The sequence below is a fragment of the Nostoc sp. UHCC 0251 genome, from assembly GCF_034932245.1.
Taxonomy (GTDB): Bacteria; Cyanobacteriota; Cyanobacteriia; order Cyanobacteriales; family Nostocaceae; genus Nostoc.
Genome location: NZ_JAYGHD010000314.1, coordinates 20185 through 37662 on the forward strand (window position 1 = coordinate 20185; position 17478 = coordinate 37662).

The following is a 17478-nucleotide window of genomic DNA, read 5'->3' on the forward strand; positions in this document are numbered from 1 at the left end:
TGCAAGTTCAGATAAAGATGTGATGTCATCTCAACTTCTAGCGAAAAATCGAGAAGGACAAATATTATGAAGAAGATGTTAAACAGGGTTCCAGAGGTGACAATTTACTTCTGGATGATTAAGGTTCTGGCAACCACAGTAGGTGAAACCGCAGCAGATTTTCTGTCAGCAACCCTGAACCTTGGTTTAGGTGTTACATCCTACATTATGAGCAGCGTGTTACTGATTGCGCTATTGAATCAGTTTAAGCTGAAACGCTATGTTCCAGTAAGTTTCTGGTTTGTGGTCGTTTTGATAAGTATCGTTGGCACACTAATCACTGATAGATTGGTAGACGAGCTTGGAGTTAGTTTGGTGACAACTACTGTAATTTTTAGTGTTTCCTTGTTGGTAGTTTTTGCGCTGTGGTATTCAAACGAAAAGACATTAGCCATGCACTCCATCAATACAGCTAAAAGAGAGCTTTTTTATTGGGTAGCTGTTTTGTTTACGTTTGCCTTGGGTACTTCAACAGGAGACCTTTTAGCAGAGGCTTTTGGACTGGGTTATGCACAATCAGCACTGATATTTGGCGCTTCAATTGCAATCATTGCGATCGCTTATTATTACTTTCGGATGAATGCAGTTTTGGCATTCTGGTTAGCTTACATCTTGACTCGTCCCCTTGGAGCATCTATGGGTGATTTACTATCCCAATCTGCTAAAAATGGAGGCTTTGGTTTTGGTACTGTCGGAACCAGTATGCTTTTTCTTTCTATAATCGCGAGTCTGGTTATTTACTTAAGCCTTAAGCAGAAGAAACCAGCCTTACTGTCGATTGACGGACAAGACTGATTAGCGATCGCCTTCTCGAACGAATGGCATTTTTCTGTTTGTGAAGAGGCGATTTGATTGGAAATTTGCGATTACCTAACCTATCTTTTGACTGTTCAATAGCTTTCAATGTAGTGCTTATTCCACATAGCTTAGAGCTTTTCAAGCGTGCCATTCAGATATTAGTTGTTTCTACCAGACTGAGCTAATCTGAATTATCATGACTTACTATTTTTTTATTGTGAAAAATAAATGAACAAAGTTGCAAAAGTCACAATTTTCTTCTGGATCATGAAGATTATCGCCACGACGCTTGGTGAAACGGCAGGGGACTTCATCTCAATGACTCTTGGGCTGGGGTATTACATAGCCTTTGCCGTAACTTTCGCCCTCCTGGCCATTCTCCTATTTTTTCAAATTCAATCCGATAGATATCGTCCAGCCCTTTACTGGGTGGCGATCATTGCGACAACCACAGCCGGAACCGAAGTTTCAGACTTAATGGATCGATCTTTCGGGCTGGGCTACGCAGTGGGATCGCTGATTCTGGTAGCCGGTCTGTTGAGCGTTCTTGCCATCTGGTACTACCGAGATCGGGATCTGAGCGTTTATCCGATCGCGAGGAAAGACGCAGAGACCACCTATTGGCTGGCTGTCGTGTTCTCCAACAGTTTGGGAACCGCCTTTGGTGACTTTCTGACAAGCAACTTGGGACTAAGCTATATCCAGGGCGCATTCGTGACAGCCAGTGTCATTGGTGTTGTCATCGCCCTTCACTACGTAACAAAGTTGAGCGATATTCTCCTATTCTGGCTCGCGTTCATCTTTACACGCCCCTTTGGAGCCACCTTCGGAGATTTTTTGACTAAACCAGTTAAAGATGGCGGTCTCTCACTGCCAAGGGAATATGCTTCGGCGATCGCCTTTATCCTGCTGGCAATTGTCCTATTCTTTTCCGTGCGAAACGAGAAAAAGGTGCGTCACCAAATTGAGTGATGCGTTTAAGGAGATAACTCACCCCATAATAGGAACACCTCTCATCCTTGGAATCGTAGGGTTGCTAAATTTTCCCTTTCTGATTTTTGGTATAGCACCAAAGATATGAGAATCTTAATAGTTGAAGATGACGATCGCATTGCTAAACCATTAGCCGAAGATTTAAAACACCAGCATCATGCTGTTGATATTGCTTGTGATGGAATTGAAGGTTGGGAATATGCCGAAGCAGGTAATTATGATTTAATTTTATTAGATTTAATGTTGCCACGCTTAGATGGAGTTACTTTATGTAAACGGTTACGTGCTGCTAAATGTAACGCTTTTATTTTGATGTTGACAGCACGAGATACAACACCAGATAAAATAATTGGACTTGATGCTGGTGCAGATGATTATTTAGTTAAACCATTTGAACTAGAAGAATTAGCAGCACGAATTAGAGCTTTATCTCGGAGAAGCCCAGAAACTCACCGATTAATTTTAATTCACGGCGATTTACAATTAGACCCTAATAATTGTTATGTGACCTATGCAAGCAAGCCCTTATCATTAACACATAAAGAATACATGATATTAGAATGCTTTTTGAAAAATCCTACTCAAGTTTTAACTCGCTCGGCAATTTTAGATAAATTGTGGGAGTTTGATAAATTGTCCGGGGAAGAAACGGTTAAAACTCATATTACAAATTTAAGAAAGAAACTCAGAGCAGTAGGAAGTTCAGAGGATTTTATCGAAACTGTCTACGGTGTTGGTTATCGTCTGTGTCCTAAGTAAGGGTAAATTTGGCTGATGTTTGAAAAAATTCGCCGTCGTTTACTCTTGTCTTATTTAATCGTATTATCATTAATCTTAGGTGGATTTGCAATTGCCGTTCGGATTGTCTTTAGCCATAGCCTCTATAAACAACAAACACAAAAACTTGCTGCATTAGCACAAGTTGCTGCTGCTAATGCCGAGTTCGATCACGGTAAAATTAAAATTGAAAATGACTTACCTCAAGATAAATTGTTTGAAAATCATCAAGGGGTAAACTGGTTTGATACTAAAGGTAATCTCATAGAAAAACAGGGACAAAATATTTTAAGTTTACCTGCTCATGTAAAAGAAGGAGAACAAATCAGTACAGTTGGTAAAAATCGTATTCAGTCTGTTACTTTACCAATTATTAGTAGTGATGATAAACAATTCATTGGATATGTAAGAGCTAGTCAATCTCTAGAAGAATTCGATGAAACTTTAAATAAATTAGATTTGGGATTAGGCGGTGGAATTGTTGTAGCTTTGATTATTAGTGGTGCTGGTGGAGTTTGGCTAACTCGTCAAGCGATGCAACCAATTGAAGAAAGCTTTGAACGGTTAAAACAGTTTACTGCTGACGCTTCCCATGAACTCCGCAGTCCTTTAATGGCAATTACAAGTAATGCAGGGGTAGCGCTAAAGTATCCAGAAGGAATGCGGGAAACTGACGCAGAAAAATTTCAGGCTATTTCTAGTGCTACTAACCAAATGACTCGACTTACAGAAGACTTACTATTTTTAGCTCGTCATGATAATATTCCTAACCACATTAAAGAAACTGTTAATCTTAGTTCAATTTTAAATAACTTAGTGCAACTATATCAGCCGCAAGCGATGGCTAAACAAATTAATCTGAAAAGTCAATTGACTGAAAAGCTTTATCTGTTAGGTGATCCGAATCAGATAACACGATTATTTACTAACTTAATTCAAAATGCTATCCACTACACACCGTCAAAAGGGACAGTAGAAATCCTCGCTAATCGTAGTGCTTCCCATGTAGTAGTTAATGTCCAAGATACAGGTGTAGGAATTGCACCAGGAGATTTAGAAAACATTTTTGAGCGTTTTTGGCGAGCAGATAAATCACGTTCTTATAATTCTGGTGGCTCTGGTTTAGGGTTGGCTATTGCCCAAGCGATCGCCCAAAATCATGGCGGACTAATTACTGTTACAAGTCAACTCGGAATTGGTAGTTGTTTTACAGTGCATTTATCAGAAAGTTTGCTTAATTAATGTTTATAAAAATGTCTTATTAAATACCATAGTACAGCTATATTAACCATAAAGACTAAAACTTTTAAAATTCTCACCCCTTTAATTAACTGAAATATTTCGGAACTCCTGGTACTACACTGACAGTTTCTCTCAAAGGTATTGAAAATCTAGGTGAAGCACAGACTTTAGTATACTCTGTTTCTTTTAAAGGTGTTGGTATGACTACAGACATACCACTTAGGTCAGTAATAATTCAAACCTATGCTATGTAATCATCAACTACGGGCGGAATTAAGAAACTAGACGAAAGACAACTGGGACAAGTATCAGGGTGAAAATAATATCAAGCGATCGCACAAGCGCTGATTTGTCAGTTTGTGCGATCGCTTTTATAGTTCTGCCCTTCCATATAAATCCAAAGCCTGTAAACCTCGTATTTGGCGAAAGATAAAGCATTGGCCAGATTACTCACTTTTAGGTTTGTACCAATAATGCGATCGCAGACTATTAACTGAATATCTAGTCTCGGAAAGTCTCGGATAATTTGTTTGACCACATCTATTCCAGGGTCTTGCGAGCTACGGACGCTGAAGATAATCTGGTAAGTTGAATATTCTTGTCGGCAAAATGTTGCTAAATTTTCGTAGATATCTCTGTCCAGTCCGCAAATTGGCTTCAGGATAGTAATGGGTGGATAAAAATTGGGAGCATATATATAGGATTACCCAAAGGTGACAACTGCTGAATAGATTGAGTAACAATAAAATAGGATAGCTGACAAGCAAAGAATTACTATTAAAACGTCGAGAACTTTCAGGTTGATATTTATCAAAAAAGCAGATGCAGAAATTTCCATTGACTTAAAGCATTAATCTCCCGATTTCGTCGATAAATATTGATTACAGACCATCAGGATCTACTTTCACTAAAGCAAGTTGAACGTCTGTAGTCATATAATGTATTTCGGGGTTTGCGCTCTCAATTTAAAGATAAAAAGTCAAGAACTTGGAAAGAATTGACTTTTTGAGAAGGAATGACATTATTTTGAGATTATTCCAGAAAGTTTCAAAATCACAATTAGAAACCAGGACAGTCAGCGATTATTTGCTATTTATCGCTGACTGCTAATAACTTAAAACCTTTCGCCAATACCAAAATTGATACGGTTGTCACCATCGCCATTGATGCCATAGTCAATGCGAATTGGCCCAAGTGGCGATTGTACGCGCAGACCAAGACCATAACCGTAGCCACTACCGTTTTTGTTCAGCACCTCCGCTGATCTGGTACTACTTCCCAGATCGCTGCCGATATCAAAAAATAGTGCGCCACTGACGACTGAGAAAACTGGGAAGCGATACTCGGCAGATGCTTGTATATAACTACGTCCACTACCTAATCCTCCCTCTTGATAACCCCGGACGGAGTTACTACCACCAAGGGTAAAGGCTTCGTAAGGAGGCAAGTCACCAAGGATAGTTCCACCCTGCAAGTTAAATGCTAAAGTTTGTGGGCCTTTGGTAAGACTAATAAAGTTGACAGGGAAATATTGGCTATAGTTACCTCGCAACCTGGTGAGAAAAATATTGCCTAGCCCCACTGGTACTGACTGATCGACTCCGAAACGGAGATAAGAACCGCTAGTCGGTTGTAAGGCGTTGTTACGGCGATCGCTTTGTACCCCTAGTTGCAAAAGTAGCAAATCGTCTTCACCTTGTCCAGATGTACTAAGTGGAACCAGTTCCGTGGGCGCTCCATTCTTGAACACTGTTCCTTCTTTTCTGATGTTTCCATTGGCATCACGGGTGGAAACTCGTTGATACTGCAAACCTGCTGAAGCTGTCCATTCAGAATTTTTGTAGGGATTATTGCTCAGGGGACGGGTAAAGGTGACACCGCCACCGAGACGGAGGACACGGGGGCGATCGCCATTCGTTTTTCCTGTTTCAAAGGTCTTAATATCATTATTTTTGCCATCAAAAATCAACGAAATCGAGCTACGGCGAAAAAGATTAGTTGTGTAAGAAGTCCGGTAGGGATCTCCCGCAATCCAGGGATCTGTAAATCGCAGGTCAAACAGCAAATCCCTCTGTCCCACCTGTACTTCCGCACCCAATTTTTGGTTTCTTCCGTTTAGGTTTTGCTGTTGATAGCTAACAGTGCCAAACAGTCCACTAGCAGAACTAATGCCACCCCCAACTGCAACCGAACCGCCACTGCGTTCGGCCACATTCACCACTACATCTACTTTGCTGGGGTCAGTGCTAGGGTCAAGGGAGACATTTACATCTTCAAATAGTCCTAGCCCATATACCCGTTGCAAGTCTTTTTGCAGGGTATTACGGTTGAATACTTGTCCCGGTTTCAACTCCAACTCTCGTGTAATAATATACTGTTGTGTCCGACCTGGAATTGGTTGTCCCTTTTCGTCTGTTTCCTGACCTTCTTTATTGCGGAACCGGACTCTAATATTCTCCACCACCCCTTCTGCTACTTGCAGGGTGACAACTCCATTTTCGGAAACTTGCGGTGTTCCAATCACGTTTGCTAGCACGTAACCCTGGTCTTGATACCGCTTAGTTAATAGCTTGATACTCTCCTGTAAGTCACGCAAATTCAAGATTTTGCCATACTGCTCACGAAAGACTTCATCCGCAGTATTAGCAGGTAGTACAGAGGGAACACCTGTAGCAGGATTGGCTTGTAGTTCTACCTTAGTCAGAACAGGGTTAGGCTGCACTACAAAGCTTACCTTTACTCCCAAAGGGGTATCCTCTGGCACTACTTGAACATTGGAGAAGAAGCCAGTAGCAAATATAGCGTTTATATCTTCTTGCAATTGGGAACGGGTTGTGGTTCGTCCTGGTTGAGTACGAATTACTTTGTATACTTGGTTTTCTAGTTCTGGTAAGATTTGCCCTACCTGATATCTAACTGCTACTTCCGATATCAACACACGGGCTTCAGTTGCTTCTGAGGCTTTGTTGGTTTGAGTATTTCCTGGAGTTATGGGAAATACAGGTATTGCCGCAGACGCGTTGGCATTCTTTTGACTAAGAGTGGTGTCGGAGTCTTTTTCCGACTGCTGATTGATTCTTGGTGTAAAAACCTTTGTTGTCTGTTTTAAACTGTCAGCAGTTTGTGCATTTGCATTCTTGCATTCGCTTAGAGGAACTGCAATTGCTACTACTGCTACCAATACGGGGAATAGACGCATTTTACTTTACATTCCTCATAGTTACCACACGCGGGACTCCACAGGAGCCACTTAGCGATCGCCTCCGGCGGGGCATAGCCCATCGCAAAGTAATCATGCTGTTATGCAAAGCAACTGACCACCAAAGCCAAAAATACTGATGAAAGCTATAGCTATAGCCGGATTAGTTGAAGTATTCATCGTGTAAATTTATCTGAAATATAGGTTTGTGATTATAAGCAGTAAAGGTCAAGAACTTGGAAAGATTCAGATAAATGACTTAATTTTTTTATGACTTTATTGCTAAAGCGAGCGCAGCATAATTTTTTAATTAAATTGAAGTAAATCTTTCCGAGTTCTTAACTTTTGTTCTCTATAATTCAATCCAACAACCTTACTCATCCAGGTTGTTTAACTCTAATTAAAGGAGTTAATGCAATAAAAGATTACGCAAAAGTGATAGTAGCTGCTGTTACTATAGTGTGATATAAAAGTGCAATTTTTAATATTGCCTAAAGTTTTAGGATTTTACATCTGCAATATTTTTAAAGTCTAGCCAGAATCACAAATAATACTTTATTCGATGATTAATCTTGCCGAAACTGCCTATCTAGTGGCAATGTATCGCGCATTGGAAAGCGAACGTGTAGATGCATTATTTAAAGATCCATTAGCGCGTATGTTAGCTGGTGGAAAAGGTGAAATGCTTGTTGAGGTTATAGGGGAGAAAGACAAAATTACAAATGCGATCGCCATCCGCACTTATGTTATTGATAACTTGATTTTACAGTTAGTTAATTCAAAAAAGATTGACACTGTAATCAATCTTGCTGCGGGGTTAGATACTCGACCCTATCGATTACCTTTATATGCATCACTTCGTTGGATTGAAGTTGACCTGCCGGAAATCATTGCTTACAAAGAACAAGCACTTAAAGACGAGCAACCTTTGTGTTGGCTTGAACGTGTCAAACTCGATATTACCAACCTGGCATTGAGAAGGACTTTTTTTTCCGAGATTAATCTTGCAACAAGACAGACGCTAGTGATTACAGAAGGGTTGCTATCATATCTACATGAAACCCAAGTAGCATTACTTGCAACCGATATTTATGAGCAATCTAATCTGAATTGGTGGCTATTTGAATTGGAATCATCATTAGCGTTAAAAAATTACGATCAAGTTTACGCTCGAAAAATTTTTGACCAATATTTTGCGAATGGAAATAAAACCTTGTTATTTGCTCCTGAGCAAGGGGCAGAATTTTTTCAACAGTATAATTGGAAAGTTGCAAAATCTGTATCTGCATGGAAAAAGTTACACCGACTAAACCGAGGGATAAAATTTACCTGGTTACTAGAAATAATTATGAAATGGGTTGCTAATGAATATTGGGAAAAAATTCAGCAGCAAGGTAGTATTGTATTGCTTGAGAGAAGCCCCGCCGTCGGCGATCTAGTAAAAACAAAGGAGGTTGTTGAAAAGAGATGATTCAACAACCTCGTATTTAGCTATTTACAGCTAAACATCACTTACAACTAGTGATAGATTACTCTACTTACTACCTTCATTTGTTTCCTGTTCGTTATTATTCTCCGTAACTTGAATGCTACTCTTTGGACGAGAAGCTTCATCTTTATCGTTTTCCTGGTTAGCATTCTCAGTGTAGAGAACTTTACCATTACCAGCGTCAACTTTTACCTCTTTCTGAGCAATTTCTACAGCATAAACTAAGTTTCCATCTTCATTTTCTAGTTTTACACTACTAGCTTTAGTACCGACAGAGGTTTCAGCAGCTTGTTTAGCTTGTTCTGCTGTAATTTTAGCTAAAGCTTGTAGTTTTTTGTCCTCTTGCTGTTCTTGTTGATCATCATTAGTTTCACCGTCACCGTCACTTGCTTGAGCTATTTTAGTGTTATGAACACCATTATTATTGATTTCAGGAGCTTCTGTAGCGTCATTAGCTTCGCCATCTCCGTCACTAACCTGAGTTACTTGTACACTGTTTTGAGAAGGAGAGGCACTTACGGTTTTTACCACTGCGCCAATACCTAAAATACTCATCAAAGCAGCTGCTAAAGCGATTTTTGTTGAAGTTTTCATCTGTGTCAATCCTGGAAAATTTTGTTTTTTGAGCAATCCAAAATAATTATTCTTACTTGTGTTGTTCACACCTATTTTTGAGTTGCTACAGCTTTACTTTAAAGATAAAAAGTCAAGAAGTCGGAAAGACTGGTTGAGATTATAAAAAATTAGGTTGCTAACTGTATCTGAGCCTTAGTAGAAGGATTTAAAATTTTTTGACACTCCATCAGAACTTTCCAAGTTTTTAACAAATGCAATCTATAGTAAAACTACAAACACGGATTGAGGTATGTAGGATTTATGAATAACTCAACAAAAATCATTGTTATCGGCTCTTTGCTTGGTACTTTAGGTATCGCTGGTTTGGCAAAAGCTATCTCTACAAATCAACCCCAGTTACCTATTGCAATTATGCCACAGCATCACAGCAGTACTCAGATGACGATTAATAAAGATGTGGAAGTCAATGAAAACAGAGAAAAGCTAGATGCAGCTAACGATGCTGATACTGAAGTAAATGATGATAAAGTACCAACTTCTCTGGGCCAAGTGGGTGAATATGGTGAAAGCGTCTACGATATGGCTAAAGCCAATGATTGGACAAAAGCCACAGCTAATCTTAACTTGCTGGGAAATGCAGCAAAAAGCCTACATACAAAAATCAACGTTCAGAATAAAACAGAATTAGCGCAGTTGGATTCCAAAATAGCAACACTCACCAAAGCTGTTACCGCTAAAAATCGCATATCTGCAATGCGTGATGCTAATCAAGTGACGTTAATTGCTGTCAATATTATCAAGGAATTTGAACCAAAAGTACCAGTCGAGGTAACGCTGCTTGACTACTACGGACGTGAGTTGGAAATTTGGTCAGCAACAGGAAATACAAGCCACCTGAAAACAACTGCCTCGGAGATACGCCGTACATGGAATGCAGTCAGACCATCTATCTTAGCGCGTGGAGAAACTATACAATTACAGAAATTTGATGCACTTTTTGCTAGTGTTGAGGCAGCGAAATCATCTGAAGATTACGCTCGTCTTGCAACCCCTATACTAGATGAAGTGGACAATCTGGAGAAGGTTTTTAAATATTAAAGTTCATCGTTCCAGCAACATACTAATATGTTTTGGTAAATTAACCAATAGAAACCGCAATCAAGATGCAAAAACGGCTGATATACATCTGTGTTAGTGCAGATGAGTATAGACTGTAACAGTGTTTGTGCGAACGAAAACCTCCCTAGAATCTTCTCACGTCTCCAGCAACTCTAGAGGACAGGTTTGCTGATATAGTAGCTGATACCATCGGTTCTTGACGATTTCTCATTATTAAAAGTGCTTTATATTATTTACCAGAGAGGTATTATGAAACGCTTAATCTACATCATCCCCATAACTGCAATTGTTTTACTGACATTGGTAGGGTGCAACAGCGCTGAACAATCTACTACTCTGTTCCGTAAGCTATAAGTCCATAACAGACTTAGACATACTCAATGAGCCGAAAAATTTCTACCTTTTGGTTACGCCATATATACCCTCATTTAGCTCCTTTAATTGCCACAATTGGTATAGTTGGACTTACTGTTTGTCTGCTGATCCTGTTTGTTGTCGCCAAGCTTGCTGAAGAAGTTTTAGAGCAAGAAGCTTTTGCATTTGATACATCTTTTTTATTATGGCTACATCAATTTGCCAATCCGAGTCTTGATAATTTGATGCTATTTATAACGAATCTCGGTAATCCAAGAACAGTAGTAGTAGTTGCAGGAGTAACTTTAGGAACACTTTTGTGGCGACGTTACCGAGTAGAAACATATATTTTTGTGCTTACCTGTTTAGGAGCATTAGTTTTAAATACAGGTTTAAAGTTATTTTTCTCAAAACCCCGTCCGCAACTTTGGAAACTTTTAATTTCTGAAAAGTCTTTCAGTTTTCCTAGCGGTCATGCACTCGGTTCTATGGTAATGTATGGTTTTATTGCGTATATATTAACTACTCACTATCCGAAACTTTCGCAAATAATCTATGTTTTAGCAGTTATTTTAATAGCGGCAATAGGGATTAGTCGGCTGTATTTAGGTGTTCATTGGCCTACAGATGTAATTGCAGGATATGGTGTTGGATTTTTGTGGCTGATGATATGTATTACAATGCTGAAGCTACAGAAATTGAGGCAAGGGCAATTATTAGAGTAAAACCTTCAATAACGTTCGTTAAGGTGTATCTTCATGGAGAATTGGTATTAGTTGTAGCTAGTCACAATGAATTATCGCTTTTGGAAGCCTTTTCCTTTATAATTAACTAATTCTTCATAGCCAGGCATATATGCATAGCTATCTCTAATATCCAAGCCTAAAAATCTGGAAAAACGTGCAGAATCGTTTCCTACTAATTCTCCTTTTCGGGGCTTACCTTGGTAACTAGCTATAGCAATTTTAGCTTGACGTAAGGATTTTACAGGTACAAAAACATCTGTTTGATCAAAAGACCATAAATCTTCAGAACGTCTTGCTGCAAACAATAGTTCTCCTAACGCTTGGTTTTTAGAATCATCTTGTTTATAAGTTAAAGCTAGATGCTTATCTAAATAAATAATTCTTCCTGAATTAATATTTTCTGTAATATCCAAAGAGTCAATTAAATTCGATAAAAATTTTCGACGTTCAGGGTAAGTAGCACCGAGAAAAGGAATAACACCGACTACCCAACCTCTAGCACCTATTTCTTTATGAGTCTCATAATTCTGATAACATTCTTTTAAGCACGGGATATAAAATTTATCAAAAGGAATTCTCATCTGAGAAATTGTTTGTATATTAACAGCTAGTATAAACTTTTTAAATGATTTCGATTCCTCTAATACCTTTATTAAGGTAGAATCATAAAAAATTTTGGGCTGACTATGATATTTTTCCCATAACATATCAAATACAACTCTAAAATCTCTGCTATCATTGAGCAAAAAATCATTCACTTTTTGATAGCCATAATTAGTAAAAACTTGTGATTGTATTTGTCTTAACTTTTCATTACTTTTAACTATAGTATTACCAATACGGATTTTAGACATAGTATTGTTTGTTTTTAAGTGACTTTTTAGGAGCTAGGAGGTAAAAGTTCTGTTAAAGGTCTAGTTTCATGTTCAATTATATTGATACTAAGAAATTTTGCTGCTTCGTTGGAACTGAGTGGAACAGTAAACATGAGATGCATATAATTTACCTGGTCATTTCCACTTGTGCATGGAACAGCGTGGTAGATAACCGGAAACCTTTCTTGAGAATGCACAATTAGAGATTCTGTTAATTTGGCAAGAATTCGGGTTCCACCAAATATGTAGCTCCGTTCTTGAGCAACTTTCAACTCTGGTAAAGTCCACCAATTAAAAACTATTTCACCGTCAGAACTATCACTAAGCCCCCATTCTTGACGATAACGTTTTGGAGTCAGAGTTAGTAAACCCTTACCTTCTTCAATTCGTCGCCGCTTCGCCAGTCTAATCAATGAGGAGTCAAATGCGGTAGCAATAGCTGACCTAAAATCTGATAATTCGTCAGTCAACTCGTTATATTTTATAAATGTAAAGGCATCTCCAATCCCTTTAATTTCGTTGGTGATTACGTTCGCTACTAAAATAAGATTGCCGTTAACTAATTCTTCAAAATCTAATGAGCTATCGAGATGTGGTGGCTTAGGTGGTTTACTAAACCCTTTTCCACCGCTACGTTTACCTTTTGCCATCACTTACCTCTATTGCTCAACTTAATTCAAAAAAGGTTTGCTCATAGGGAGTAAAAGCATTTGCTAGCAAGGGTAAGACATTCACTCGCGGTACATCTGCCGAATTTTTAGCTTACCATTATTCAACTTTGATTTCATCCTGATTTCATCTTCATTTGAGACATTAGATACAGTGCCAGATTGTCAAAACTACAGATTATCCCGAATGGATTCACTGTATCGTCAAGCAAAAAACCCTTGAGTTGTCTCAAAAATGCTCAATTCCATTGTCAAATGGTCGATCGCGCAAAGGTGGCTAATCGTTATTGCCTCCATATTAATTAGTCTGTGGGGATTGCGCGTGATAACGCAAATGCCGCTCGACGTATTTCCTGCCTTTGCTCCGCCACAAGTAGAAATTCAAGTTCAAGCTTCTGGTTTAGCACCAGAAGAAATCGAGTCTTTGGTGACTCGCCCAATTGAGAGCGCGATTAATGGCACACCAGGACTGGAATCTCTTCGGTCTTCATCTGCTATTGGGATTTCTGCTATAAAAACTGTCTTTAGCTGGGATACTGATATATACCGCGCCCGTCAACTGGTAACAGAGCGATTACAAGGGGTGAAACTACCACAAGGGGTAGAGCAACCGGAAATTCTGCCTGTTAACTCGCCCTTGGGATGGGCTGTCAAATACGCTTTTTCCTCCCAAAGCACCGACATGATGGAGGTATGGCGCATTGTCAACTGGGATGTGAAAAATCGCTTGCTGGCTGTACCAGGGGTGAGTAATGTTTTTCTCTATGGTGGCGATGAGCGACAGTATCAAGTTTTGGTTGACCCTGACAAGCTCAAAGCCTATAATGTCTCCCTCCCAGAAGTTACTCAAGCAGTGCAGAATGCTAACGTCAATGTGCCGGGAGGATTTTTGATTACTCCTGACCAAGAAACACTAATTCGGGGAATTGGGCGAATAGAGTCAATCAATCAACTCAAGCGTTCGGTTATCAAAGCGGTTAAAGGTACACCCGTATTACTGGAACAAATAGCAGAGGTCAAAATTGGCCCAGGATTAAGACGAGGAGATGGATTATTCCAAGGGAAACGAGCAGTAATTTTAACTGTCTCTAAGCAGCCTGCCGCAGATACACCCACTGTAGTCAAAGCTGTGGAAGCAGCAATGGAGGAGATTAAGCCAGGGCTACCGCAGGATGTTAAGTTTACTAAAACCTTTGACCAAGATTTATTTATCGAAGCTTCGGTGAAAAATGTTGAGGAAGCTCTGCGGGATGGCATCATTATCGTTTCAATCATCCTGATTATCTTTTTGATGAACTGGCGCACAGTAATTATTAGCCTTAGTGCGCTGCCTTTATCGTTACTGTTAGGCATGATTATTTTGAGTTGGACTGGACAGGGCATTAATACAATGACCTTGGGTGGACTAGTAGTTGCAATTGGTTCAGTGGTGGATGATGCGATCGTTGATATGGAAAACGTTTACCGCCGATTGCGGGAAAACCAAATAGCAGGCAACCCGAAAAATCCTTTACAAGTAGTGTTCGACGGTTCAGTGGAGGTACGTGTTAGTGTTCTATTTTCTACAGTCATTATTGCAGTAGTATTTGCACCGATTTTTGTCCTGTCTGGGGTAGAAGGTCGCATTTTCACCCCAATGGGAATGGCATATTTGCTATCGATTCTCGCTTCTACTTTAGTTGCATTGACACTAACTCCAGCCTTATGTGCCTTACTACTGGCAAATCGCCGTTTACCAAGTGCGGAAACTTGGCTAGAGCGCAAAACACATCAATTTTATCGTCCAGCGTTGAAGTTCTCGATTCGTTACCCTAAGGTGATTTTAGGGGTGGCACTTGCGGGCTTTGTAGCTTCCATAATTATTCTGCCTGGGTTAGGCAAAGTCTTCTTACCAGAGTTCCAAGACCGTTCTTTGGTCAATTCAATGGTTCTCTTACCTGGTGAATCCTTAGATGCAACTGACCAAGCAGCTTTGGCAGTAATGGATGCTCTCAAAAACGATCGCCGCTTCGATTTCATTGCGTTGCGAGCTGGGTTTGCTCAAGGAGATCCGGAAGTGGCAGGGGTCAACTTTGGCGAGTTGGATGTGCAGATTAGCGAAGAAGGGGCGAAAAATCGGGACAAGACTGTTGAAGTACTCCGCAAAGAGTTTGAAAAACTTCCTGGTGTGGCGACAAATATCGGTGGATTTATCTCACACCGCATAGATGATATCCTCTCTGGCGTAAGAAGTGCGATCGCTGTCAAAATCTACGGCCCCGAACTCGAACAACTCCGCATTATTGGTAAACAGGTACAATCCGCCATGAGTGGTATTTCCGGCATTGTGGATCTGCAACTCGAGCCCCAAGTCCCAGTCAAACAAATTCAAATTCAATTTGACCGCGATGCAGCAGCTCGTTATGGGCTAACTGTGGGAGAACTAGCAGAAACTATAGAGACTGGATTGAATGGCAAAGCAGTTTCTCAAGTGTTGGAGAAGCAACAAACGTTTAATCTCGTTGTCTGGTTGCAAGATAGCTCCCGTAACAATTTGGACGTGATTGGTAACTTGTTGGTAGATACACCCAACGGGCAAAAAATCCCCTTATCCCAGGTTGCTAAAGTAGATTATGGTACGGGGCCAAGTACGATTAATCGTGAAAATGTTTCCCGGTTGATTGTGGTTTCTGCTAACGTTTCGGGAAAAGATTTGGGTTCTGTAATTAAAGATGTACGCGATCGCGTCAAACAAATTCAACTGCCTGGAGGCTACTATGTCCAATTTGGCGGTCAGTTTCAGGCACAGGAACAAGCAACGCAGACATTGATGATTGCAGGTGCGATCGCGCTAGCAGCAATTTCTGTGCTGATTTACTTTGCGGTTAAGTCAATTCCTGCCACGGCAATGATTATGATTAACTTGCCACTAGCGTTAATTGGCGGTGTAATTTCTGTTGCTATCGGTGGTGGGATCATATCCGTCGCTTCAATGGTTGGTTTTATCACTCTATTTGGTGTAGCTACTCGCAATGGATTGCTGTTAGTAGATAACTACAACAATCGCCTCGCTGAGGGAATACCACTTAAACAAGTAATTGTTGATGGTTCGATGGAACGATTAGTTGCGATTCTCCTGACAGCACTTTCGTCAGCACTAGGTATGGTTCCCCTAGTAATTGGTTCTGGTGCAGGTAAGGAAATTTTACAACCTTTGGCTGTGGTAGTGTTAGGTGGCTTGGTTACTTCCACTGCTTTAACACTCTTAGTTTTACCGGCTTTATATTCGCTATTTGGTAAATTTTTGGTTCCCAAAAAGACTACACAAGTACAAGAAATCGATGTTACTCAAGGTTCAGTTGTATGACACTTAATTTATTAATTCTTCCCAGATGTCCACCTGGGAATCTCGATATATTCAGGCGCTACATAGGAATTGAGCGAAATTTTTCTAATAATCAATGAGGAGTAAATCAATGCAATCATTCAAATTAGGTTTTGTTGTTCTCGCCAGTGTAGGATTACTTTTTTTGGGAGCTTGTGGTAATCAAGCTTCTGAGTCCAGTAGTAATCCTTCTAGTTCTTCTACAGAAAATACTAGCAAAACCGAACCAGCCGCCAAAACTGAAACATCTGCTCATGGCGATTCGCATGGTAAAAATGCTCAAGTTGTTGAAGTAGGAAAATATCACTTAGAGTTAGTGCCTGAGAAAGAAGGTAGTACGACTCACTTAGATTTATATTTGCAAACAGGTGATAAACACGAAGCAGTTCCAAATGCGAAAGTTACTGCTGATATTCAGTCACCAGATGGAAAGCAAAAAACAGTTCCCCTAACATATGATGCTGATGGTAAACACTACGCTACTAAGCTGGAGGGAATTACGACGGGTCAATATCAAGTAAAAGTTACTGCGGATGTTGGTGGTGAAAAAGTCAACGGGAGGTTTAGTTTTAATTAGTAATCCGAGTATTTAGACATCGCTTGCAGGGCAGTTATGGCTTATATTGATAGTCATTCATTAAGTTAGCCTAAATTTCAGGGTAAGCCTTCCTCGCCCACCCTGAAAATAAACTGATTAAAAATGATTTTTACCTAATTTCGAGCCTGAATATTGCTTACTGCTGAATCTGCTGAAGAAGAATTTGTGTTTGCTGATACCTCTGGGTATCTCCTTCTTGTTGAAACAGACTTGCAGCTTGCTGTAAATCGGTAATAGCGCTTTTGCGATCGCCTAAAGCATATTCAGCAAGTCCTCGGTTGCCATAGGCATCAGCTAAGTTGGGATTGATTTTTAGTGCTAAGTTAAAATCTGAAATCGCCAGCTTGTGATTTCCCTGTCTATAATTCAAAAAACCCCTATTGTAGTAAGCATCTACAGACTTCGGATCGATTTTTATTACCTGGTTAAAGTCAGCAATCGCAGCTTGAATGCTTCCTAGTTCCGCATGAGCAGTTCCCCGACTGTTGTAAGCATCTGTATGCTTGGGATTTAATCGCAGTGCTTGATCGAAGTCAATAACGGCTGCTTTAAAATCTCCTAATTGAGACTTTGCCAAACCTCTTAGTGTGATTTGAACGATAATTTAGCCAAACGGTCACGAAATACTTCACTCTGTACTA

Annotated in this window: 15 protein-coding genes and 1 pseudogene; 9 read left to right on the top strand and 7 right to left on the bottom strand. The window is 39.9% G+C overall.

The genetic code is table 11. The features are described 5' to 3' along the window. The first annotated feature begins 66 nt into the window (after nucleotides 1-66). The 4 genes from VB740_RS25135 to VB740_RS25150 all read left to right on the top strand — a co-directional run bounded on the left by VB740_RS25135 (nucleotide 67) and on the right by VB740_RS25150 (nucleotide 3849). Nucleotides 67-834 (top strand): hypothetical protein, encoded by a 768-nt coding sequence (locus tag VB740_RS25135; protein ID WP_323202593.1) that lies wholly within the window; start codon nucleotides 67-69, stop codon nucleotides 832-834. 231 nt (nucleotides 835-1065) lie between these two features. After that, nucleotides 1066-1809, top strand: coding sequence for a hypothetical protein (locus tag VB740_RS25140; protein ID WP_323202594.1), 744 nt, complete (start codon nucleotides 1066-1068; stop codon nucleotides 1807-1809). Nucleotides 1810-1914: 105 nt separating this feature from the next. Further along, nucleotides 1915-2589 (top strand): response regulator transcription factor, encoded by a 675-nt coding sequence (locus VB740_RS25145; RefSeq protein ID WP_323202595.1) that lies wholly within the window; start codon nucleotides 1915-1917, stop codon nucleotides 2587-2589. Between the two features lie 15 nt (nucleotides 2590-2604). Continuing rightward, a complete protein-coding gene (locus VB740_RS25150) occupies nucleotides 2605-3849 on the top strand; it encodes a HAMP domain-containing sensor histidine kinase (RefSeq protein ID WP_323202596.1) in 1245 nt (414 codons plus the stop codon). On the opposite strand, the gene VB740_RS25155 is transcribed toward VB740_RS25150, so the two are convergent. The 3 genes from VB740_RS25155 to VB740_RS25165 all read right to left on the bottom strand — a co-directional run bounded on the left by VB740_RS25155 (nucleotide 3846) and on the right by VB740_RS25165 (nucleotide 7048). Beyond that, nucleotides 3846-3998, bottom strand: a complete 153-nt coding sequence (locus tag VB740_RS25155) for a DUF2127 domain-containing protein (RefSeq protein WP_323202608.1) — start codon at nucleotides 3996-3998, stop codon at nucleotides 3846-3848. The genes VB740_RS25150 and VB740_RS25155 overlap by 4 nt on opposite strands. Before the next feature lie 203 nt (nucleotides 3999-4201). Beyond that, nucleotides 4202-4387 carry a hypothetical protein gene (locus VB740_RS25160; RefSeq protein WP_323202597.1) on the bottom strand — a complete coding sequence of 62 codons (186 nt, stop codon included), beginning with the start codon at nucleotides 4385-4387 and terminating at the stop codon, nucleotides 4202-4204. A 576-nt stretch (nucleotides 4388-4963) separates the two neighbouring features. Beyond that, nucleotides 4964-7048, bottom strand: a complete 2085-nt coding sequence (locus VB740_RS25165) for a BamA/TamA family outer membrane protein (protein WP_323202598.1) — start codon at nucleotides 7046-7048, stop codon at nucleotides 4964-4966. 562 nt (nucleotides 7049-7610) lie between these two features. On the opposite strand from VB740_RS25165, the gene VB740_RS25170 reads away from it, so the two are divergent. Continuing rightward, nucleotides 7611-8519, top strand: coding sequence for an SAM-dependent methyltransferase (locus tag VB740_RS25170; RefSeq protein WP_323202599.1), 909 nt, complete (start codon nucleotides 7611-7613; stop codon nucleotides 8517-8519). A 63-nt stretch (nucleotides 8520-8582) separates the two neighbouring features. Here the strand turns inward: VB740_RS25170 and VB740_RS25175 are convergent, their stop codons facing one another. Then, nucleotides 8583-9131: a PepSY domain-containing protein gene (locus tag VB740_RS25175; RefSeq protein ID WP_323202600.1), complete on the bottom strand. Its 549-nt coding sequence runs from the start codon at nucleotides 9129-9131 to the stop codon at nucleotides 8583-8585. 282 nt (nucleotides 9132-9413) lie between these two features. Here VB740_RS25175 and VB740_RS25180 point away from each other — a divergent pair, with 282 nt between their 5' ends. Both VB740_RS25180 and VB740_RS25185 read left to right on the top strand, forming a co-directional pair. Beyond that, complete coding sequence (locus tag VB740_RS25180; protein WP_323202601.1) at nucleotides 9414-10211, top strand: hypothetical protein; 798 nt, start codon at nucleotides 9414-9416, stop codon at nucleotides 10209-10211. A gap of 401 nt (nucleotides 10212-10612) precedes the next feature. Continuing rightward, nucleotides 10613-11311, top strand: coding sequence for a phosphatase PAP2 family protein (locus VB740_RS25185; RefSeq protein ID WP_323202602.1), 699 nt, complete (start codon nucleotides 10613-10615; stop codon nucleotides 11309-11311). Between the two features lie 71 nt (nucleotides 11312-11382). On the opposite strand, the gene VB740_RS25190 is transcribed toward VB740_RS25185, so the two are convergent. Next, complete coding sequence (locus VB740_RS25190; protein WP_323202603.1) at nucleotides 11383-12186, bottom strand: hypothetical protein; 804 nt, start codon at nucleotides 12184-12186, stop codon at nucleotides 11383-11385. A 26-nt stretch (nucleotides 12187-12212) separates the two neighbouring features. Continuing rightward, the gene (locus tag VB740_RS25195) at nucleotides 12213-12857 is read right to left on the bottom strand and encodes a hypothetical protein (protein ID WP_323202604.1); all 645 of its coding nucleotides are present in this window, start codon (nucleotides 12855-12857) and stop codon (nucleotides 12213-12215) included. Between the two features lie 253 nt (nucleotides 12858-13110). Between VB740_RS25195 and VB740_RS25200 the strand changes: the two genes are divergently transcribed. Continuing rightward, entirely contained in the window at nucleotides 13111-16221 is a 3111-nt protein-coding gene (locus tag VB740_RS25200; protein ID WP_323202605.1) for an efflux RND transporter permease subunit, read from the top strand. A gap of 109 nt (nucleotides 16222-16330) precedes the next feature. Further along, nucleotides 16331-16816: a hypothetical protein gene (locus tag VB740_RS25205; protein WP_323202606.1), complete on the top strand. Its 486-nt coding sequence runs from the start codon at nucleotides 16331-16333 to the stop codon at nucleotides 16814-16816. A 157-nt stretch (nucleotides 16817-16973) separates the two neighbouring features. Here the strand turns inward: VB740_RS25205 and VB740_RS25210 are convergent. Beyond that, nucleotides 16974-17423: pseudogene (locus VB740_RS25210) on the bottom strand (tetratricopeptide repeat protein); the annotation flags it as partial. Between the last annotated feature and the right edge of the window lie 55 nt (nucleotides 17424-17478).

Excerpts from the sequence above, each read along its gene's own strand:
- VB740_RS25135 (WP_323202593.1), top strand. The coding sequence starts at position 67 with ATGAAGAAGATGTTAAACAGGGTTCCAGAGGTGACAATTTACTTCTGG.
- VB740_RS25140 (WP_323202594.1), top strand. The coding sequence starts at position 1,066 with ATGAACAAAGTTGCAAAAGTCACAATTTTCTTCTGGATCATGAAGATT.
- VB740_RS25145 (WP_323202595.1), top strand. The coding sequence starts at position 1,915 with ATGAGAATCTTAATAGTTGAAGATGACGATCGCATTGCTAAACCATTA.
- VB740_RS25150 (WP_323202596.1), top strand. The coding sequence starts at position 2,605 with ATGTTTGAAAAAATTCGCCGTCGTTTACTCTTGTCTTATTTAATCGTA.
- VB740_RS25165 (WP_323202598.1), bottom strand. The coding sequence starts at position 7,048 with ATGCGTCTATTCCCCGTATTGGTAGCAGTAGTAGCAATTGCAGTTCCT.
- VB740_RS25170 (WP_323202599.1), top strand. The coding sequence starts at position 7,611 with ATGATTAATCTTGCCGAAACTGCCTATCTAGTGGCAATGTATCGCGCA.
- VB740_RS25175 (WP_323202600.1), bottom strand. The coding sequence starts at position 9,131 with ATGAAAACTTCAACAAAAATCGCTTTAGCAGCTGCTTTGATGAGTATT.
- VB740_RS25180 (WP_323202601.1), top strand. The coding sequence starts at position 9,414 with ATGAATAACTCAACAAAAATCATTGTTATCGGCTCTTTGCTTGGTACT.
- VB740_RS25185 (WP_323202602.1), top strand. The coding sequence starts at position 10,613 with ATGAGCCGAAAAATTTCTACCTTTTGGTTACGCCATATATACCCTCAT.
- VB740_RS25190 (WP_323202603.1), bottom strand. The coding sequence starts at position 12,186 with ATGTCTAAAATCCGTATTGGTAATACTATAGTTAAAAGTAATGAAAAG.
- VB740_RS25195 (WP_323202604.1), bottom strand. The coding sequence starts at position 12,857 with ATGGCAAAAGGTAAACGTAGCGGTGGAAAAGGGTTTAGTAAACCACCT.
- VB740_RS25200 (WP_323202605.1), top strand. The coding sequence starts at position 13,111 with ATGCTCAATTCCATTGTCAAATGGTCGATCGCGCAAAGGTGGCTAATC.
- VB740_RS25205 (WP_323202606.1), top strand. The coding sequence starts at position 16,331 with ATGCAATCATTCAAATTAGGTTTTGTTGTTCTCGCCAGTGTAGGATTA.